This window comes from Gottschalkiaceae bacterium SANA (genome assembly GCA_036323355.1).
Lineage (GTDB): Bacteria > Bacillota > Clostridia > Tissierellales > GPF-1 > GPF-1.
Genome location: AP028876.1, coordinates 2,466,924 through 2,480,894, shown reverse-complemented (window position 1 = coordinate 2,480,894; position 13,971 = coordinate 2,466,924). Strand labels below are relative to the sequence as shown.

Genomic DNA, 13,971 nt, shown 5'->3' with positions numbered 1-13,971 from the left:
ATGGAAACATTTGTTACGGCAACAGAATGGATTGAGAAATTAAAGGAATATGAAGAATGCCCCTGGTGCGGTTCGAAGAACGTGATGCCGTTGTTGTTCCCTAATGATCTAAAATTAGATTCCCCGGTACTCAAAGATTGGGTCGGGAAAATTGGAATTGGGATGATCTGCAATGATTGTTTTGCAGCTGCATTTTTAAGCCAGGAAGATCTGGATATTGGAATCCATAAAGTCCATGAATTGAAAATGGAGAGTCAGAGCTTTGATGTGATGGTAAAAGGAGAAAAGTTGTTTGAGCTTCTCAAGGATGATCGACTCTTTGAAGTTGGAGATGTATTGATTCTGAATCGATATCTTCAGGAAGAAAACGAGCATACAGGAGAGAAGATTGAGGCGCATATTACTGGAATATTTGGCCGGGATGAGCGGGAAAAATCGTTCATGCAAATGGCGATGGGTGGAGAAAAGATCAAAGAGGATTATGTGATTTTGTCATTGGGTAAGATTTTTGTATTTGATTCTGAAGGAGCAGTTGTTAAGCGGTTTCGGAATACTAATTTTTCATAAGAGGTGAGCAGATGAATAAATGTATAGAGATGGGACGGCTTTCAGTAGATGTAAGTTTGGACTACGAAGCACTAAATGGAACCCCCTTGGCGACAACTCAGCTAGCAGTGGATCGGGGATATTCAAAAGACATGAGAGCGAAACGAGAGCAGCAAGGAAAGCCGACTGCGGATTTCTTCTTGGTGAAGGCGATTGGAGCTCCGGCAGTATTTCTTTCAAAGTACTCAAAGAAAGGGAAGCGGGTTCTTATTGAAGGGAAGCTCCGAAGCGGTACTTATGATCGGGATGGAGTACGTCATTATGTCACAGAGATCATGGCCGAACGGGTGGAGATTATTGACTGGGCGAGTCAAAAGAAACAGCAGGCCGAGCCGGATCAGAAAGTGGAAACAGATCCCATGGCAGATTTTGAAGAGTTCAGGAATGATGATGAAATACCATTTTAGGAGAGGGCGATGAAAGAAGAACTGAGAGATATTCTTTGTCAGCAGTTGGTGATAATTGATTTGCATGATTTGAGTGACCCATTGGTTCAAGATGATTTGATTCGATTGAACGAGAAAATGAAACAGAAAATAATAAATGGACGGTGAGAGATGCCAGGACAGATTGATAAGAGGCAGAAAATAGAGGCAAAGTTAACTGAGTATATTCGGGTAACTTTATCGACAGTCGAAGCCCAAGGGCGATTGGATCACTTCGATATTTCGATAAGTATTCATCAGGGAACTTTGAGTTATAATTTGAATTTGAAAGAGAGAGAAAAAATATAGCAGTCCTACCGGACATGCCGGCGGACACTTCTGAGCAAAACGTCAGGAGTGTCTTTTTATTTGCGAGGGGAGAGGTGAAGATGGAATTTGTGAAGTGTTATCAGGATTTATGTAGAGAAATTGAGATTTATGAGGATCGGCTTGAGTCACTTATTGCTCAGCATGATGCGATTGTGGAAGGGTGGTTGAAGCCGATTAGTGATATTTCTGGGATTGATTACTCAGCACCCAGGGTGCAGGAGAATCATTGCAAATTGGATATGATGGAGCAATTGCCACAGATTGAAGCATTGGAGAAAGATATTGAGAAGTATAAGTTACTGCTTGATAAAGTTAAAGATTGTCAAAAGGCCATTGTGGATCGAATCAAAAACATGGATGGGATTGAATACCGAATTGCTTACATGGTTGCTATCGAAGGGGATAATTTGAAAAAAATTGCATTAAAGTTAAATTATAGTTATTCTTATATTAGGAAAATTCACTCGAAGATTTTATGGAGGAAAGATGATGGAGAAGAAAGATAAGGAAAAAATATATCAATTTTTAAAGGAGCGTAAGTACTTAATACATAAATTGTCGGCGATTTATAATAATGACTATGATGCGCAATTAGTAAAGTATATATCCTCGTTCAAAATCGATAACATTGAAGAAAATATATCGAACATTATATCTGAACCTCTTAGATATTCAATAAAAAGAGCTTCTAAAGTGATGGGGATTGGAGATTATGACGCCTTAAATTTTATTTTTTATGCGATTCTTAGAGGACATATAAGACTTAGGAACTTACATGATATTGAAGAGACCTTTGATTGGAATGAAAAAAATGTTCGTGATTTAGATTTCAAGATAGATAAATATATGGATATCAGAATGATGGTTGAGAAGATGGACGGTCAATATTTGGATGAAGAGACATATGAAGCTTATACTCGCGAGGAACTCCTCAATCTTATTGATCAACATCATATTATAGATTGTATATCGGACACATCGGATGTCGAAAGTTATACTTCAACGAATCTTTCCTCGTTGTCAATAACAGAATTTGGAGAGAAATACTATTTTTTTATAGCGACAAAGAATAGTTTGGATCATATAAATAGAATGATAAGTGAAAATGATATGTTGAAAAATCAAGCTTTACAAGCTCAAAATAAAACTAGCGAATCTGTTGAAAAAATGAAAAATATTGAAGAGCGCATTATAAAAATCGAATCCAATTTGTTTTTGTATATGAGTGTTTTTATAGCTATATTTAGTTTGCTTGGTATTAATTTCAATTATGTTTCAACGCTTATAAATAACGGATCGTATGGCGGCGTAATAGTATTGAATGGTTCGATAATTGTAACAATAATTGTTATTTTTACATTAATTGATTTTATTCAAATTAGTAGTAAAGTTAGTACTAGCACAGAATACAGAAAAATCATGAAGTTTCGACGGAAAAATTATCTGTATCTTGTTATTGCGGTAATTGGAATTACATGGTTTTTAGCAAGCATACTTAACTAAAATCGAACAGTTAGGGAATAATAGCCAGTATAAAAATATTGCAATATGTTATTAATAAGAATTGCCTAGGAGGATACTGTGAAAGAGAAAATCCTTGAATTGATTGAAACTTTATTTATTATTACTCTGATAGTACTGATGAGTTCTGAGGTAATCGTTTTTTTTGGTTTTTTCAAAGAGTCTAGTGGTGTTGAAGTTTTTAGTGCTCTAATAACCTTGGCTATTTCATTTTTATTGTTACGGGTTCAGCAAACAACAACCGGACTACAAAAGCGTATGTACGAAAGAGAAATAGATGCTTTGGCTATACAGTTTAGGGCTGCAGCTAAATTGAATAAAATCCTTTCGGGTGCTATATACGAAGAGATGAATAAAATAAAAAAAGTGTATGATAACGATGAGATTACAGAGGGAATGTTTGAGTTGTCCATTAAGAGAATGGATTCTTTTAGAAGTGATATTATGGGTTACTATGATTTTTTGAAGTTGATACCGATTGAAGAATTTGAAAAATGTTATAGTGATGCAGTTGAAATATATGAAAACTTAGATGAGTTTAATGATCATTGGGAAAAACAATTGGCCGTTTCCTCAAATAATATACGAAGTAGAATATTTATGAAAAATCAAGTATGTCCAGAGCATGAAGACAGACGTGAATGTGAAAAAGAGATCGATGAGTTAATGAAAGAGATCTCAATAATAAGAGATAGTTTTAATAAACTAGAGAAGATTGTATTTGTGAAAATAAAAAGTAATCAATTAATAAGAAGAGCTAACGGTGTATAATTGATCAAGGAACAATTAGGGAACATTTAATGCCATATCCCCATGTTATAGTGATATTAAGGAGAATTGCCTAGAGCAGTTCTCTTTTTTGTGAGGTGAAATAATGGCAGCAGCGAATCCAATCCGTGACAAGCGGGTACTGAAAGACATAACTGAATACCTGAAGATGCAAAGTGATCGGGACTATATTCTCTTCATGCTGGGGATCTATTCCGGACTTCGGATTAGCGACATACTGAAGCTGAAGGTGTCGGATGTTAGGGACCAAGAGTATTTCATGGTGACCGAGCAGAAGACAGGGAACGTTCGAAAGATTATCGTTAATCCGGAGTTGAGGCGAGAGGTTGCCCTGTATGTTTGTGATAAAGATAATGAAGATTACTTGATTCGGTCCAGGCAGAATTACAACCGGCCGATCACAAGGCAACGAGCATATCAGATTATTAATGCAGCTGGAGGGAAATATGGTGTCAAGTTGAGTACGCATAGTATGCGGAAAACATTTGGACACCATTTTTATTTGCAGTGTGGCGAGAGGAATGCATTGCCTGTCTTGATGAAGATTTACGGACACAGGAGTGAAGTGCAAACTTTGGATTACATTGGAGTGGAACAGGACTATCTCGATAGAACGTTGAAGAACTTTCGATTTTGACCTGTTTTTATATTTTTTTCTGTTGAGCTTGTCAAAATGGATAGCTTGTTAAACTGTGATTTTACGATACAAGGAAAGCCGTTGATATGACGGGGATTGAGTGCTTTTTCACGAGTTTAACAAAATCATAGATACGACAAACTCAAAAGGGTGTTAGGAAAACACCTTTAAGCCTAGTAGTCATGCGGGCTGTCCTATGATTTAGGAGGTGATTTTGGGAAAATGGCAAACAGACCACTGAAACCATGTGCCAAGATCGGGTGTAAGAACCTCACATCTGGCTATTATTGTGAAGAGCACAAGGCAGAAAAGAAAAAGGTAAAACGACAAAAGGATAAACAAAGACCATCGGCAAGTCAGCGAGGATATGATCATCGTTGGCGGAAAGCGCGAAGGTCTTTTTTATTACGGAATCCACTATGTACTCGGTGTGCAGCCAAAGGAATCGTTCGACAGGCGACAGTTGTTGACCACATCATCCCTCATAAGGGTGATCCAGACTTGTTCTGGGATGTGAGTAACTGGCAACCGCTCTGTGAGGAATGCCATAATGTGAAGACTGCAACCGAAGATGGTGGTTTCGGTAGATAGGTAGGGGGGGTTAGATCTCTAGAACGGTTCCGAAGGGGACCGTTCGGTGGCCCTTCACTCACACACCCGCGAATTAGAATAGGGGGGGTCAAATTGGGACAACCAGGAAGAAAACCAAAACCAACGGCTTTGAAATCACTTCAGGGGAACCCTGGCAAAAGGTCCTTGAATAAAAATGAGCCGGAGTTTGAGAAATATGAATTAGATGCAAAGGGAACAGTTAAGCCACCAACATACTTGGACAGCTTGGCCAAGAAGGAATGGAAGCGGATTGCCCCACTCCTTCACAAAGTCGGATTGTTAACAAAAGCAGACGAAGCGGCACTGGCGGCATACTGCGCTAACTTTTCTCGATGGGTGCAGGCTGAGAAGCTGGTTAAAGAAAAAGGCCTGACATTTACGTCAGACAAGGGAAATATCATTCAGCGTCCTGAAGTTGGGATCGCGAATACTGCGATGAAGTTGATGGTGACTTTCTGCAAAGAGTTTGGTTTGACTCCAAGCTCTAGAACTTCATTGTCAATGGAGCAGGCTGAAAAAATGGAGAGCCCCTTTGCTAGTTTCATAAAGGGTGGTCGAAGTGGATAGAACAACCAAGTATGCCAGGGAAGTTTTAGCCGGCAATATCCCGGCCAATGAACTGGTTAAGTTGGCCTGTAAGCGGCACATGAATGACCTGAAGAAGTCGGTTCGGAAAAAGTATCCCTATAAGTTTGATAAGGAACTTGCGGATCGAGCGATCAATTTCTTCCCATTCTTGAAGCACACTACTGGTGAATGGGCAGGGCGGCCAATAGAATTGGAACTCTGGCAGTGCTTTATCGTTGGATCCGTCTTCGGATGGGTCCGAAAGTCAGATGGGGTTCGCCGCTTCCGAACGGCTTATGTCCAGGTACCCAGGAAGAATGGAAAGTCTACTTTAGCTGCAGGTATTGCCCTTTATGGATTGCTGGCAGATGGAGAGGCTAGAGCGGAGATTTATTCCGCTGCCACCAAGCGTGACCAAGCGAAGATCATATTTGAAGAAGCCAAGCGGATGGTAATGACATCGAGCGAACTGAAGGACATGGTCGATATTTACAAGCTGAATTTGAGTGTGCCGGCTACCTTTAGCAAGTTTGAACCATTGGCTTCAGAAGCGGATAGCCTGGATGGATTGAATGTTTACTTTGCATTGATCGATGAGTTACATGCCCATAAAACGCGTGAACTTTGGGACGTTCTTGAAACGGCAACCGGGGCGCGGCGACAACCATTGATGTTCCCGATCACAACAGCCGGCTTTAATCACAACGGCATCTGTTATGAGCAGTATGAATATTCAACAAAGATTTTAAAGAATACCGCTGGCATGGAAGATGATCGCTACTTCGCTTATATCGCTCAGATGGATCCGGAAGATGATTGGCGGGATCCTGAGACTTGGGCGAAGGCGAATCCCAACCTTGGGGTTTCTGTGAAGCTTGAGGATCTGGAAGCAAAAGTGAAAAAGGCCATGGAGATTCCAGCAGCGCAAAACAACTTTCTGTGTAAGCATTTGAACGTTTGGGTGAATAGCGAAGTGCGCTGGATGGATATGGAGAAGTGGCGCAAGTGTCCAACATTGTCCAAGGAAGAAGTAAAGGCGCTAAAGCTTGAAGAGATTCCTTGCATAGTTGGGGTGGATTTATCTGCAACGACAGATATCACGAGTATCAATTTTGAATTTTCTTTGCCGGATGGCCGTGTATTTGTTCATAGTCATTCCTTTATTCCGGAAGACAAAGTAGATGAGAAGATCAAGCGTGACAAGGTACCATATCGCTTGTGGGAGAAACAAGGGTATTTGACTTTCACTCCTGGAGGCGTGGTTGATTATGATTGGATCATTTCATACATCATGACGAAAGCTGAGGTTTGGGATATCAAAGAGATTTGTTATGATCCATGGAATGCAACGCAGATGGCCAACACCTTGACCAATGAAGGTTTCCTTTGTGTGGAGATTCGCCAAGGGTATAAGACGCTTTCTGAACCGACCAAGGATGTGTACAAGTTGGTTCTTCGGGGCAAATACATTCACAACAATAATCCAGTATTGTCCTGGGCAATGAGTAATGCGGTTGCTGTTTCGGACCCAGCCGGCAATATCAAACTGGATAAGTCGAAAGCACAGTACCGAATTGATCCTGCGGTTGCAGCAGTGATTAGCCATGTGCGCGCGATTCTTCGACCATATGAAAATGAATCAAGAAGCGTGTATTCAGAGAGAGGGATTGCATTTATATGATGAAACTGAAGAAAGGAATCAGATGGATTGGGGAGAGTTTTCTAAAGCACCTTGATGATCTGTTTTTATTACTAGGCATGTGCCTTTTGATTTATGGGATCCATCTCATATCGATACCCGCTGCATTCATTGCAGCGGGTGTTTTGATGATGGGGTTTAGTTTTCTTTTGGCGAGGAGGTGATAAGTAAATGGGATTTTTCGGAAAGCTTGTAGAGAGGCGCGGTGATTCAATTGCAAATCCATCGAATTCGACGGTGAGTTTCTTGACTGGTGGCATACAAAGCTATACCGGCAAGGTGGTTACAGAAGGGAATGCGCTGACCTATTCGGGGGTGCTTGCCTGTGTAAATGTGATCAGTGATACAATCGCATCTTTGCCGTTGTTTCTCTATGAGAAGAATCAAGACACTCGCACCAAGGCCAGGGATCACCCCTTGTATGGATTGTTGCATGATCAGCCAAATCCTGAAATGACTTCAACATCCTTTCGATCGATGATGCAGGCGCACCTTCTCTTATGGGGGAATGCTTATGCGGAGATTCAGTGGGGAAATGATGGATATCCAAAAGCATTGTGGCCACTAAATCCAGCTACAACGAATTTAGAACGGGAGCAAGGAACCAGGAAGCTTCGCTACCGGGTCTCACTTCCCAATGGGAAACAGGTGATACTACCTGCATCGAATGTTCTTCATTTGGTAGGACTGACACTTGATGGGGTTCAAGGGATTTCTCCAATTGGGTTAGCCAGGGAAGCAATTGGCCTGGGACTTTCAGCTGAGGAGTTCGGATCCCGATTCTTTGGGAACAATGCAACCCCAGGAGGTGTGCTTGAGCATCCAAAGGTTTTAGGAAAGGATGCGCAGAGTAATCTAAAAGAGTCATGGAATGAAATGCATCAAGGACTTGAGAACTCACATCGAATTGCGATTCTAGAAGAGGGCTTAACCTATAAGCAAATTGGGATCCCTCAGAAGGATGCGCAATTTCTTGAAACTCGCAAGTTCCAACTTGAAGAAATCGCAAGGATCTACCGGGTACCGCAGCACTTGATTGGAGTTTTGGACAAAGCGACTTTCTCAAACATTGAGCATCAGGACATTTCTTTTGTGAAGCACACGATTCGTCCTTGGTTGGTTCGATGGGAGCAGTCGATGGTTCGTTCTCTTTTAACATCGATTGAGAGAAAGCGGTATTCAATCGAGTACAACGTGGATGGCCTTCTTCGAGGCGACATTAATACGCGGTACAAAGGATATCATTTTGCGATCAACGATGGTTGGATGAGTGGGAACGATGTGAGGAAGCTTGAAAACATGGAGCTGAAAGATGGATTGGATGAATACTTCATCAATGGAAACATGAGACCGGTGAAGGAAATTCTTCAGGGGGGTGAGAAGAGTGAATAGGAAGGAACGAGAACAAAGAAGTAATGTGTTTTTACCAAGTGTTGAACTTCGTGCAGCTGAAGAAGAAGGAAAGATGAAAAAGATTGTTGGATACGCTGTGAAGTGGAATCAGCGATCAAAACCGATTTGGGGATTGTTTCAAGAACAGTTTCGAAGGGGTGCTTTTCAGAAATCCTTGTCGAATCAAGAAGTTGTTGCTACATGGCAACATCGGATGGAAGAAGTCCTAGGAAGAACCCCTGGTACTTTGTCGGTGCTGGAGGATGAAGTTGGTCTTCGGTATGAAATCGATCCACCTTCTTGGGCAGAGAGACATATCGAAACGATCGAGCGCGGAGATGTGCGGGGAAGTTCATTTATCTTTCATGCAACAAAGGAAGAGTGGGATGAAACGGATCCGGATATGGCGGTGCGAACGGTTCTTGAAGCTGATTTATTTGAGGTTTGTCCGGTGACTATTCCGGCATATCCGCAGAGTGTTGCATCGGCAAGATCGGCACAAGATGTTTTTGATTCACGAGCAAGCGTGAGTGAAAGTGCTGTAGAGCTTGAGTTGATGAAATTGGAATTGGATCTTTTAGAGATGGAGGGAAAATAGATGAATGAAAGAGTAAGAGAATTACGGCAACAACGCGCGAACCTAATTGGTCAAGCCCGTACTTTGGTTGACAAGGCTGGAAAAGAAAAGCGAAGCATGAACGCTGATGAGAAGGTGATCTGGGACAAACACATGGACGATGTGCGAAAGTTTGATGATCAGATCGCTACGGAAGAGCGAAATGATCAACTGTCAGCATTGGAGCAATCTATTGAAGGCAGTGGAAACCCACAAGCGGGTCAGATTGATTTAGGCACTCGTGGTGGTGTGATTCACCCGACAAATACGCCAGAATATCGTTCAGCATTTGGTAAGTTTTTGGTCGATGGCCGAACGGCTGCTTTTACGACTGAAGAGTCTCGAGCACTTCAAGCGAGTGTTGCAATCAATGGCGGCAACATCACAGCCCCACAAGAGTTTATGCGAAAGCTTTTGGCGGGATTGAAGGATGCTGTGTGGATGCGTCAATTCGCAACAGTGTTTGAACTTACGACTGCTTTGAGCATGGGCATTCCAACACTTGATACGGATATCGCAGATGCGGACTGGACAACTGAACTGGGAACAGGCAACGAAGGCACCTTGGAATTTGGTAAGCGAGAGTTGAAGCCACAGGCTTTGGCAAAGCGCATCAAAGCTTCAAACACCTTGATCCGCATGGCAGCCTTGCCGGTTGAGGACATCATTCGAGAGCGTTTGATGTATAAATTCGCAGTAGCTGAAGAGAAAGCATTCTTGACTGGAGATGGAAATGGGAAGCCGTTGGGAGTATTTACGCCAAGTGCAAATGGTATTTCAACAGGTCGTGACATTGCTGCAGGTAATACTGCTGAGTCGATCACCTATGATGGCCTATTGGCGACCAAGCTTTCATTGAAAGAAGGGTACCGCCGAAAAGCGCGCTGGATGTTCCACCGGGATGCAGTTCTTCAGATCATGCAGCTGAAAGATGGAAATGGTCAGTATGTCTTGAATCCGAATCTGCCTGAAGCGGATAAGATTTTAAACATGCCGTATCATACTTCAGAGTTTGCACCGAATACCTTCACCACTGCTCAATATGTTGGTCTTTTGGGTGATTTCAGCCATTACTGGATTGCAGATGCATTGGATATGAAGATCCAGCGTCTTGTTGAGCTTTATGCTGAAAGCAATCAAGTTGGCTTCATTGGCCGTAAAGAGACTGATGGCCAGCCGGTGATGGAAGAAGCCTTTGCCCGCATTAAGCTGGGATAGGAGGAAGTTGATGAGAGTGAAGATGAAGAAGACATCCGCGTCTAGCGCGGGTGTCTTTTTAAACAATCGAGAGTATGATCTCGAGACTGAATTTGCAGAGTCGTTGGTTTTGGTGGGTGCAGCTGTTTCTCTTGAGCCAGAAGAGAGTGAACCTCAAGAAGATCATGAAGAGGATCCGGATTCCTTACTCAATCATGTGGGTGGTGGTTACTTTGAACTACCCAATGGTGAGCGGATCAAGGGGAAAGACAAGGCTGAAAAAGCTTTGGTTGATTATCTGCAGGAACAAGAAGAGAAGGCTTCAGGTAATGGAGCTGATCAAGAGGGTGATGAATAGTGTCTACCAAGTTGATTACACCGGCCGTTACTTTGCCGGTGGAACTTGCTTTAGTGAAACAGCATCTTCGATTGGAAGTGGAGGATTTGTCTGAAGATGTTTTATTGACTCAGTTTATCAGAGCAGCGGAAGGAATCTGCGAGCAGTACCAGGGGCGAGTGTATTCAAAAAAGACCTATCGAAACTTTTCTGACCACATTCCTTCATTCGTGAAATTGCCATTTCCTCCTTTGGCAGCAGTAGTGGATGTGAAGTTGAAACTTCAAGATGGTACAGAGCTTACGATTCCTTCTGCTGATTATTATGTGGATACGGCTTCTTTTTGTGGCCGGATGATTATGAAGGACCCATGGAAGTATGCAGGATTTGAGATCGAGCCATCAGGCTTTCAAATCACCTTTGAATCGGGATATGAGAAAATTCCGGAGTCTTATGCACAGGCATTGCTTCTCGTCATTGGCCAGTTCTATGAGAATCGAGAGAACTTGTCTCCTGTGAATCTTTTTGAGATTCCATTTGGTGTAAAAGCATTACTGGCAGCAGATCGGGTGGTGAATGTATGAGAGCAGGCGCATTAAATGAACGCATCGTAATTATGGATCGTGTGCGTAGCTCTGATGGCGTGGGTGGATCCACGAATGCTTACGAAGCTCGGTTGACTCTTTGGGCGAATGTGAAAAAGGAAGCAGAGAAGAGAACCATCACCATTCGTCATAGGAAAGATGTAGCTGCAGGACAGTTTCTTCTTCACGATGGAAGGACCTATGAAATTACAGATACTTCGGATCCGAGTGGGCGGCGAAGGGAAATGAAACTGGAATGCGAGGAAGTGTAGGATGCGTGATCAAATTCATGTGAAGATTGAAGGTGTTGAAAAGGCAGTTTTTAACTTCAAGCAGCTGGAGAAACAGAAACAGGCAGATGCGCAAAAAGAGTTGAAGAAAGCGGCACAATCGATCCGGAAGAATGCGAAAGCCAATGTTCGTGCCAAGGGGCTTGTGAATACCGGAGAACTCTCAAAGAATATCCGAACTAGGAAGGCTGGTGATTATTCCTACCGGGTGTATGTTCCAAAACGAATTTTCTATGCTCGGTTTTGGGAACTTGGTACCAAGCGAAATCCAGCCAAGCCCTTTCTCTTTCCGGCCTACAATATCCAGAAGCCAGAACTCTTGGCCAAGCTTGCCGCCATGCTTAAAAAGGGAGTGAAGTGAGATGATCAAGGAGATTCAAGGGGCGATTTTTCAAGCCTTGAGTAATGATGAAACGCTGATCAGGAAGGTGAAATCCATAACGGATTATCTTCCGGGTGAGGAAGAACAAGAATTCCCCTTTCTTGTGATCGGAGATTTGCAATTCACGCCTAGAAATACCTTTGGTAGCAGGGGCAAGGAAGGGAGCATTGCGCTTCAGGTTTTCAGTAAATATGATGGGAAGCTTGAGTTGATGGAGATTGAAGCGGAGATCGAGCGGATCCTCGAGACGGTTTCTGTGCCGGCACTTGGTTTCTTTAATTTAGAAGTAGAAGATGAATTGTTTTCTGAAGATGAGAAGGACCAGACATTTCAACTAGATTTGAGATGCCGGGTTGCCGGGGAGGGTTAGGATGAAGCTGTTTTCGTGGATGAAATGGAAAAAGAAAAAGCCGATTGCAGTCAGTTGCCCCCATGATGATTTGGTGGAGTTGACTACCTTCGGTGATGAAGAACGAACCTTTCGCTGCAAGAAGTGTGAGGCAATTATTAGGTTTGATCAGGAGGTGGAAGTATGAGTTTAGCTGCAAAGAATTTGAGAATCAAAACGGGAGCCAATCCGATTAAGGGATTGAACGATGCAAGTTTCAACTTGAATGGAGAAACGATTGATGTAACCACTTTTGAAAGTGCTGGGTGGAAAGAACGAATCTCAGGACTCAAGGATTTTGCCATGAGCTTGAGTGGATTCTATGAAAAGGATGATGCCTTGGGGCAAGGTGCTCTTCAGGCTGCGCTCTTAAATGGCACATCGATCTCGGTGGATTATCTGGTGGATGGAGCGGCAGGATTCCGGGGTGATTATCTGGTAACGAGTTTTGAAACGGGCGCATCTGCATCCGGAGAAGTAACCGCTTCTTACTCATTAGAATCAACGGGTGCTTTAACAATTATCTAGGAGGGATTTGATGGAAGCAGGGAGACTTGCAAAGGTAATGGTGAGTGGATCACCGGTTCCCTTTGTTGATGAAGCAACAACCACAAGCGATCAAAAGGCCTTTCAAATCTCCGCTGAGTCGAAACGGGTCTTGGATTTGGAAACACCGGTGATTGTGAAAGTTGATGGTGTAGTGGTGAATACGGGATTTGTGATCAAGCGAATCTCGGGGCAAATTGTATTTGATGAAGAGCAAGCGGGTGCCGTTACGGTGTCCGCTTCCTTTTTGCCATTGTCAGTGGCAGCAGAGTGCTATGAGTATTCTTTTACCATGGATGCGGAGTCCAGAGACACAACGGCATTTGGGATGGAATATAAGCGTAGAGAGCCGGGGCTTCGAAGCGGAAGTGGGAATTTAAGTCAGTGGTTTGAGATCGATTTGTATTTTATCAACGTGCTGATCAGTGGGAAGCCATTGGTGATTGAAATGTATCCAGGGGCGAATGTGGATCCGATCCGAATCTTTGGAATACTGGAATCAGATGAAGTGAGTTCAGCGATTGCAGATTCAGTCAATGAATCGGTATCGTTCGGAACAAAAGAAAAATGGATGTAGGAGGGTGAAATGAAGTTACGAGATAAAATTTTACAAAGTGTGGATTTGGAAGAAGAGTTGGTGGCTGTTCCGGAATGGGATTGTTCGATTCTGGTCCGGGGAATGACGGGAGACAAGCGGAGTAAGTTGATCCAGGAATGTGTGAAAGTGAATTCGAGAACCAAGCAGACCAAGACGGATCTAGACAAGATGTATCCGATCATGATTATTGAGTGTTCTTTAGATCCGGAAACGAAAGAACGGATCTTCTCGGATGAAGATCGAGATGCTTTGTCGAAGAAAAGCGCGAAGGCCTTGGACCGAGTGTTCAAGAAAGCAGCCGCTCTTTCGGGACTGGAAGATGAGATCGAGGAACAGGAAAAAAACTCTTAAGCCACCCGGAAGGCTTCTTTTACTACCAGCTGGCTGAAGAACTTGGCTATGCGAGTGTGAAGCGCATGCTTTTAGAGATGAGCAGTAAAGAAGTCTCGGAGTGG

24 protein-coding genes are annotated in these 13,971 nt (G+C 42.9%); all 24 read left to right on the top strand.

Going from position 1 to position 13,971, the window contains the following annotated elements; genetic code table 11:
• The 24 genes from AC25CA_RS11950 to AC25CA_RS11835 all read left to right on the top strand — a co-directional run bounded on the left by AC25CA_RS11950 (position 1) and on the right by AC25CA_RS11835 (position 13,867).
• A complete protein-coding gene (locus AC25CA_RS11950; protein ID WP_486814056.1) occupies positions 1–567 on the top strand; it encodes a DUF3850 domain-containing protein in 567 nt (188 codons plus the stop codon).
• A gap of 11 nt (positions 568–578) precedes the next feature.
• Complete coding sequence (locus tag AC25CA_RS11945) at positions 579–1,013, top strand: single-stranded DNA-binding protein (protein ID WP_486814055.1); 435 nt, start codon at positions 579–581, stop codon at positions 1,011–1,013.
• Between the two features lie 9 nt (positions 1,014–1,022).
• The gene (locus AC25CA_RS11940) at positions 1,023–1,160 is read left to right on the top strand and encodes a hypothetical protein (RefSeq protein WP_486814054.1); all 138 of its coding nucleotides are present in this window, start codon (positions 1,023–1,025) and stop codon (positions 1,158–1,160) included.
• A gap of 3 nt (positions 1,161–1,163) precedes the next feature.
• Positions 1,164–1,340, top strand: coding sequence for a hypothetical protein (locus tag AC25CA_RS11935; RefSeq protein ID WP_486814053.1), 177 nt, complete (start codon positions 1,164–1,166; stop codon positions 1,338–1,340).
• A gap of 80 nt (positions 1,341–1,420) precedes the next feature.
• Positions 1,421–1,867, top strand: a complete 447-nt coding sequence (locus tag AC25CA_RS11930; RefSeq protein ID WP_486814052.1) for a hypothetical protein — start codon at positions 1,421–1,423, stop codon at positions 1,865–1,867.
• A complete protein-coding gene (locus tag AC25CA_RS11925; RefSeq protein WP_486814051.1) occupies positions 1,848–2,864 on the top strand; it encodes a hypothetical protein in 1,017 nt (338 codons plus the stop codon). The genes AC25CA_RS11930 and AC25CA_RS11925 overlap by 20 nt, the downstream gene beginning before the upstream one ends.
• A 78-nt stretch (positions 2,865–2,942) precedes the next feature.
• On the top strand, positions 2,943–3,653 hold the full coding sequence (locus AC25CA_RS11920; protein WP_486814050.1) for a hypothetical protein: 711 nt from the start codon (positions 2,943–2,945) through the stop codon (positions 3,651–3,653).
• Positions 3,654–3,756: 103 nt separating this feature from the next.
• Complete coding sequence (locus AC25CA_RS11915) at positions 3,757–4,308, top strand: tyrosine-type recombinase/integrase (protein ID WP_486814049.1); 552 nt, start codon at positions 3,757–3,759, stop codon at positions 4,306–4,308.
• A 222-nt stretch (positions 4,309–4,530) separates the two neighbouring features.
• On the top strand, positions 4,531–4,899 hold the full coding sequence (locus tag AC25CA_RS11910) for an HNH endonuclease (RefSeq protein WP_486814048.1): 369 nt from the start codon (positions 4,531–4,533) through the stop codon (positions 4,897–4,899).
• A gap of 93 nt (positions 4,900–4,992) precedes the next feature.
• On the top strand, positions 4,993–5,487 hold the full coding sequence (locus tag AC25CA_RS11905; RefSeq protein ID WP_486814047.1) for a phage terminase small subunit P27 family: 495 nt from the start codon (positions 4,993–4,995) through the stop codon (positions 5,485–5,487).
• Complete coding sequence (locus tag AC25CA_RS11900) at positions 5,480–7,168, top strand: terminase large subunit (RefSeq protein WP_486814046.1); 1,689 nt, start codon at positions 5,480–5,482, stop codon at positions 7,166–7,168. Before AC25CA_RS11905 ends, AC25CA_RS11900 begins: the two co-directional genes overlap by 8 nt.
• A complete protein-coding gene (locus tag AC25CA_RS11895) occupies positions 7,165–7,350 on the top strand; it encodes a hypothetical protein (RefSeq protein ID WP_486814045.1) in 186 nt (61 codons plus the stop codon). Before AC25CA_RS11900 ends, AC25CA_RS11895 begins: the two co-directional genes overlap by 4 nt.
• A gap of 7 nt (positions 7,351–7,357) precedes the next feature.
• The gene (locus AC25CA_RS11890; protein WP_486814044.1) at positions 7,358–8,578 is read left to right on the top strand and encodes a phage portal protein; all 1,221 of its coding nucleotides are present in this window, start codon (positions 7,358–7,360) and stop codon (positions 8,576–8,578) included.
• Positions 8,571–9,176, top strand: a complete 606-nt coding sequence (locus AC25CA_RS11885; protein WP_486814043.1) for an HK97 family phage prohead protease — start codon at positions 8,571–8,573, stop codon at positions 9,174–9,176. The genes AC25CA_RS11890 and AC25CA_RS11885 overlap by 8 nt, the downstream gene beginning before the upstream one ends.
• Positions 9,177–10,412: a phage major capsid protein gene (locus AC25CA_RS11880; RefSeq protein ID WP_486814042.1), complete on the top strand. Its 1,236-nt coding sequence runs from the start codon at positions 9,177–9,179 to the stop codon at positions 10,410–10,412.
• A gap of 10 nt (positions 10,413–10,422) precedes the next feature.
• Entirely contained in the window at positions 10,423–10,749 is a 327-nt protein-coding gene (locus AC25CA_RS11875) for a hypothetical protein (RefSeq protein ID WP_486814041.1), read from the top strand.
• Positions 10,749–11,312: a head-tail connector protein gene (locus AC25CA_RS11870; protein ID WP_486814040.1), complete on the top strand. Its 564-nt coding sequence runs from the start codon at positions 10,749–10,751 to the stop codon at positions 11,310–11,312. The genes AC25CA_RS11875 and AC25CA_RS11870 overlap by 1 nt, the downstream gene beginning before the upstream one ends.
• The gene (locus tag AC25CA_RS11865; RefSeq protein ID WP_486814039.1) at positions 11,309–11,584 is read left to right on the top strand and encodes a phage head closure protein; all 276 of its coding nucleotides are present in this window, start codon (positions 11,309–11,311) and stop codon (positions 11,582–11,584) included. Before AC25CA_RS11870 ends, AC25CA_RS11865 begins: the two co-directional genes overlap by 4 nt.
• A 1-nt stretch (position 11,585) precedes the next feature.
• A complete protein-coding gene (locus AC25CA_RS11860; protein ID WP_486814038.1) occupies positions 11,586–11,963 on the top strand; it encodes an HK97-gp10 family putative phage morphogenesis protein in 378 nt (125 codons plus the stop codon).
• Position 11,964: 1 nt separating this feature from the next.
• Positions 11,965–12,354: a tail completion protein gp17 gene (gene gp17, locus AC25CA_RS11855; RefSeq protein WP_486814037.1), complete on the top strand. Its 390-nt coding sequence runs from the start codon at positions 11,965–11,967 to the stop codon at positions 12,352–12,354.
• Between the two features lies 1 nt (position 12,355).
• Positions 12,356–12,520: a hypothetical protein gene (locus tag AC25CA_RS11850; protein ID WP_486814036.1), complete on the top strand. Its 165-nt coding sequence runs from the start codon at positions 12,356–12,358 to the stop codon at positions 12,518–12,520.
• Entirely contained in the window at positions 12,517–12,900 is a 384-nt protein-coding gene (locus AC25CA_RS11845; protein ID WP_486814035.1) for a phage tail tube protein, read from the top strand. Before AC25CA_RS11850 ends, AC25CA_RS11845 begins: the two co-directional genes overlap by 4 nt.
• Before the next feature lie 10 nt (positions 12,901–12,910).
• Positions 12,911–13,495, top strand: a complete 585-nt coding sequence (locus AC25CA_RS11840; protein ID WP_486814034.1) for a hypothetical protein — start codon at positions 12,911–12,913, stop codon at positions 13,493–13,495.
• 9 nt (positions 13,496–13,504) lie between these two features.
• Positions 13,505–13,867 (top strand): phage tail assembly chaperone, encoded by a 363-nt coding sequence (locus AC25CA_RS11835; RefSeq protein WP_486814033.1) that lies wholly within the window; start codon positions 13,505–13,507, stop codon positions 13,865–13,867.
• Positions 13,868–13,971 lie beyond the last annotated feature (104 nt).

Bases quoted from the DNA above. Each gene is read 5' to 3' on its own strand.
- AC25CA_RS11895 (WP_486814045.1), top strand. From the start codon at position 7,165: ATGATGAAACTGAAGAAAGGAATCAGATGGATTGGGGAGAGTTTTCTA.
- AC25CA_RS11845 (WP_486814035.1), top strand. From the start codon at position 12,517: ATGAGTTTAGCTGCAAAGAATTTGAGAATCAAAACGGGAGCCAATCCG.
- AC25CA_RS11850 (WP_486814036.1), top strand. From the start codon at position 12,356: ATGAAGCTGTTTTCGTGGATGAAATGGAAAAAGAAAAAGCCGATTGCA.
- AC25CA_RS11915 (WP_486814049.1), top strand. From the start codon at position 3,757: ATGGCAGCAGCGAATCCAATCCGTGACAAGCGGGTACTGAAAGACATA.
- AC25CA_RS11840 (WP_486814034.1), top strand. From the start codon at position 12,911: ATGGAAGCAGGGAGACTTGCAAAGGTAATGGTGAGTGGATCACCGGTT.
- gp17 (WP_486814037.1), top strand. From the start codon at position 11,965: ATGATCAAGGAGATTCAAGGGGCGATTTTTCAAGCCTTGAGTAATGAT.
- AC25CA_RS11880 (WP_486814042.1), top strand. From the start codon at position 9,177: ATGAATGAAAGAGTAAGAGAATTACGGCAACAACGCGCGAACCTAATT.
- AC25CA_RS11925 (WP_486814051.1), top strand. From the start codon at position 1,848: ATGATGGAGAAGAAAGATAAGGAAAAAATATATCAATTTTTAAAGGAG.
- AC25CA_RS11910 (WP_486814048.1), top strand. From the start codon at position 4,531: ATGGCAAACAGACCACTGAAACCATGTGCCAAGATCGGGTGTAAGAAC.
- AC25CA_RS11875 (WP_486814041.1), top strand. From the start codon at position 10,423: ATGAGAGTGAAGATGAAGAAGACATCCGCGTCTAGCGCGGGTGTCTTT.
- AC25CA_RS11950 (WP_486814056.1), top strand. From the start codon at position 1: ATGGAAACATTTGTTACGGCAACAGAATGGATTGAGAAATTAAAGGAA.
- AC25CA_RS11835 (WP_486814033.1), top strand. From the start codon at position 13,505: ATGAAGTTACGAGATAAAATTTTACAAAGTGTGGATTTGGAAGAAGAG.
- AC25CA_RS11865 (WP_486814039.1), top strand. From the start codon at position 11,309: ATGAGAGCAGGCGCATTAAATGAACGCATCGTAATTATGGATCGTGTG.
- AC25CA_RS11940 (WP_486814054.1), top strand. From the start codon at position 1,023: ATGAAAGAAGAACTGAGAGATATTCTTTGTCAGCAGTTGGTGATAATT.
- AC25CA_RS11930 (WP_486814052.1), top strand. From the start codon at position 1,421: ATGGAATTTGTGAAGTGTTATCAGGATTTATGTAGAGAAATTGAGATT.
- AC25CA_RS11890 (WP_486814044.1), top strand. From the start codon at position 7,358: ATGGGATTTTTCGGAAAGCTTGTAGAGAGGCGCGGTGATTCAATTGCA.
- AC25CA_RS11945 (WP_486814055.1), top strand. From the start codon at position 579: ATGAATAAATGTATAGAGATGGGACGGCTTTCAGTAGATGTAAGTTTG.
- AC25CA_RS11935 (WP_486814053.1), top strand. From the start codon at position 1,164: ATGCCAGGACAGATTGATAAGAGGCAGAAAATAGAGGCAAAGTTAACT.
- AC25CA_RS11860 (WP_486814038.1), top strand. From the start codon at position 11,586: ATGCGTGATCAAATTCATGTGAAGATTGAAGGTGTTGAAAAGGCAGTT.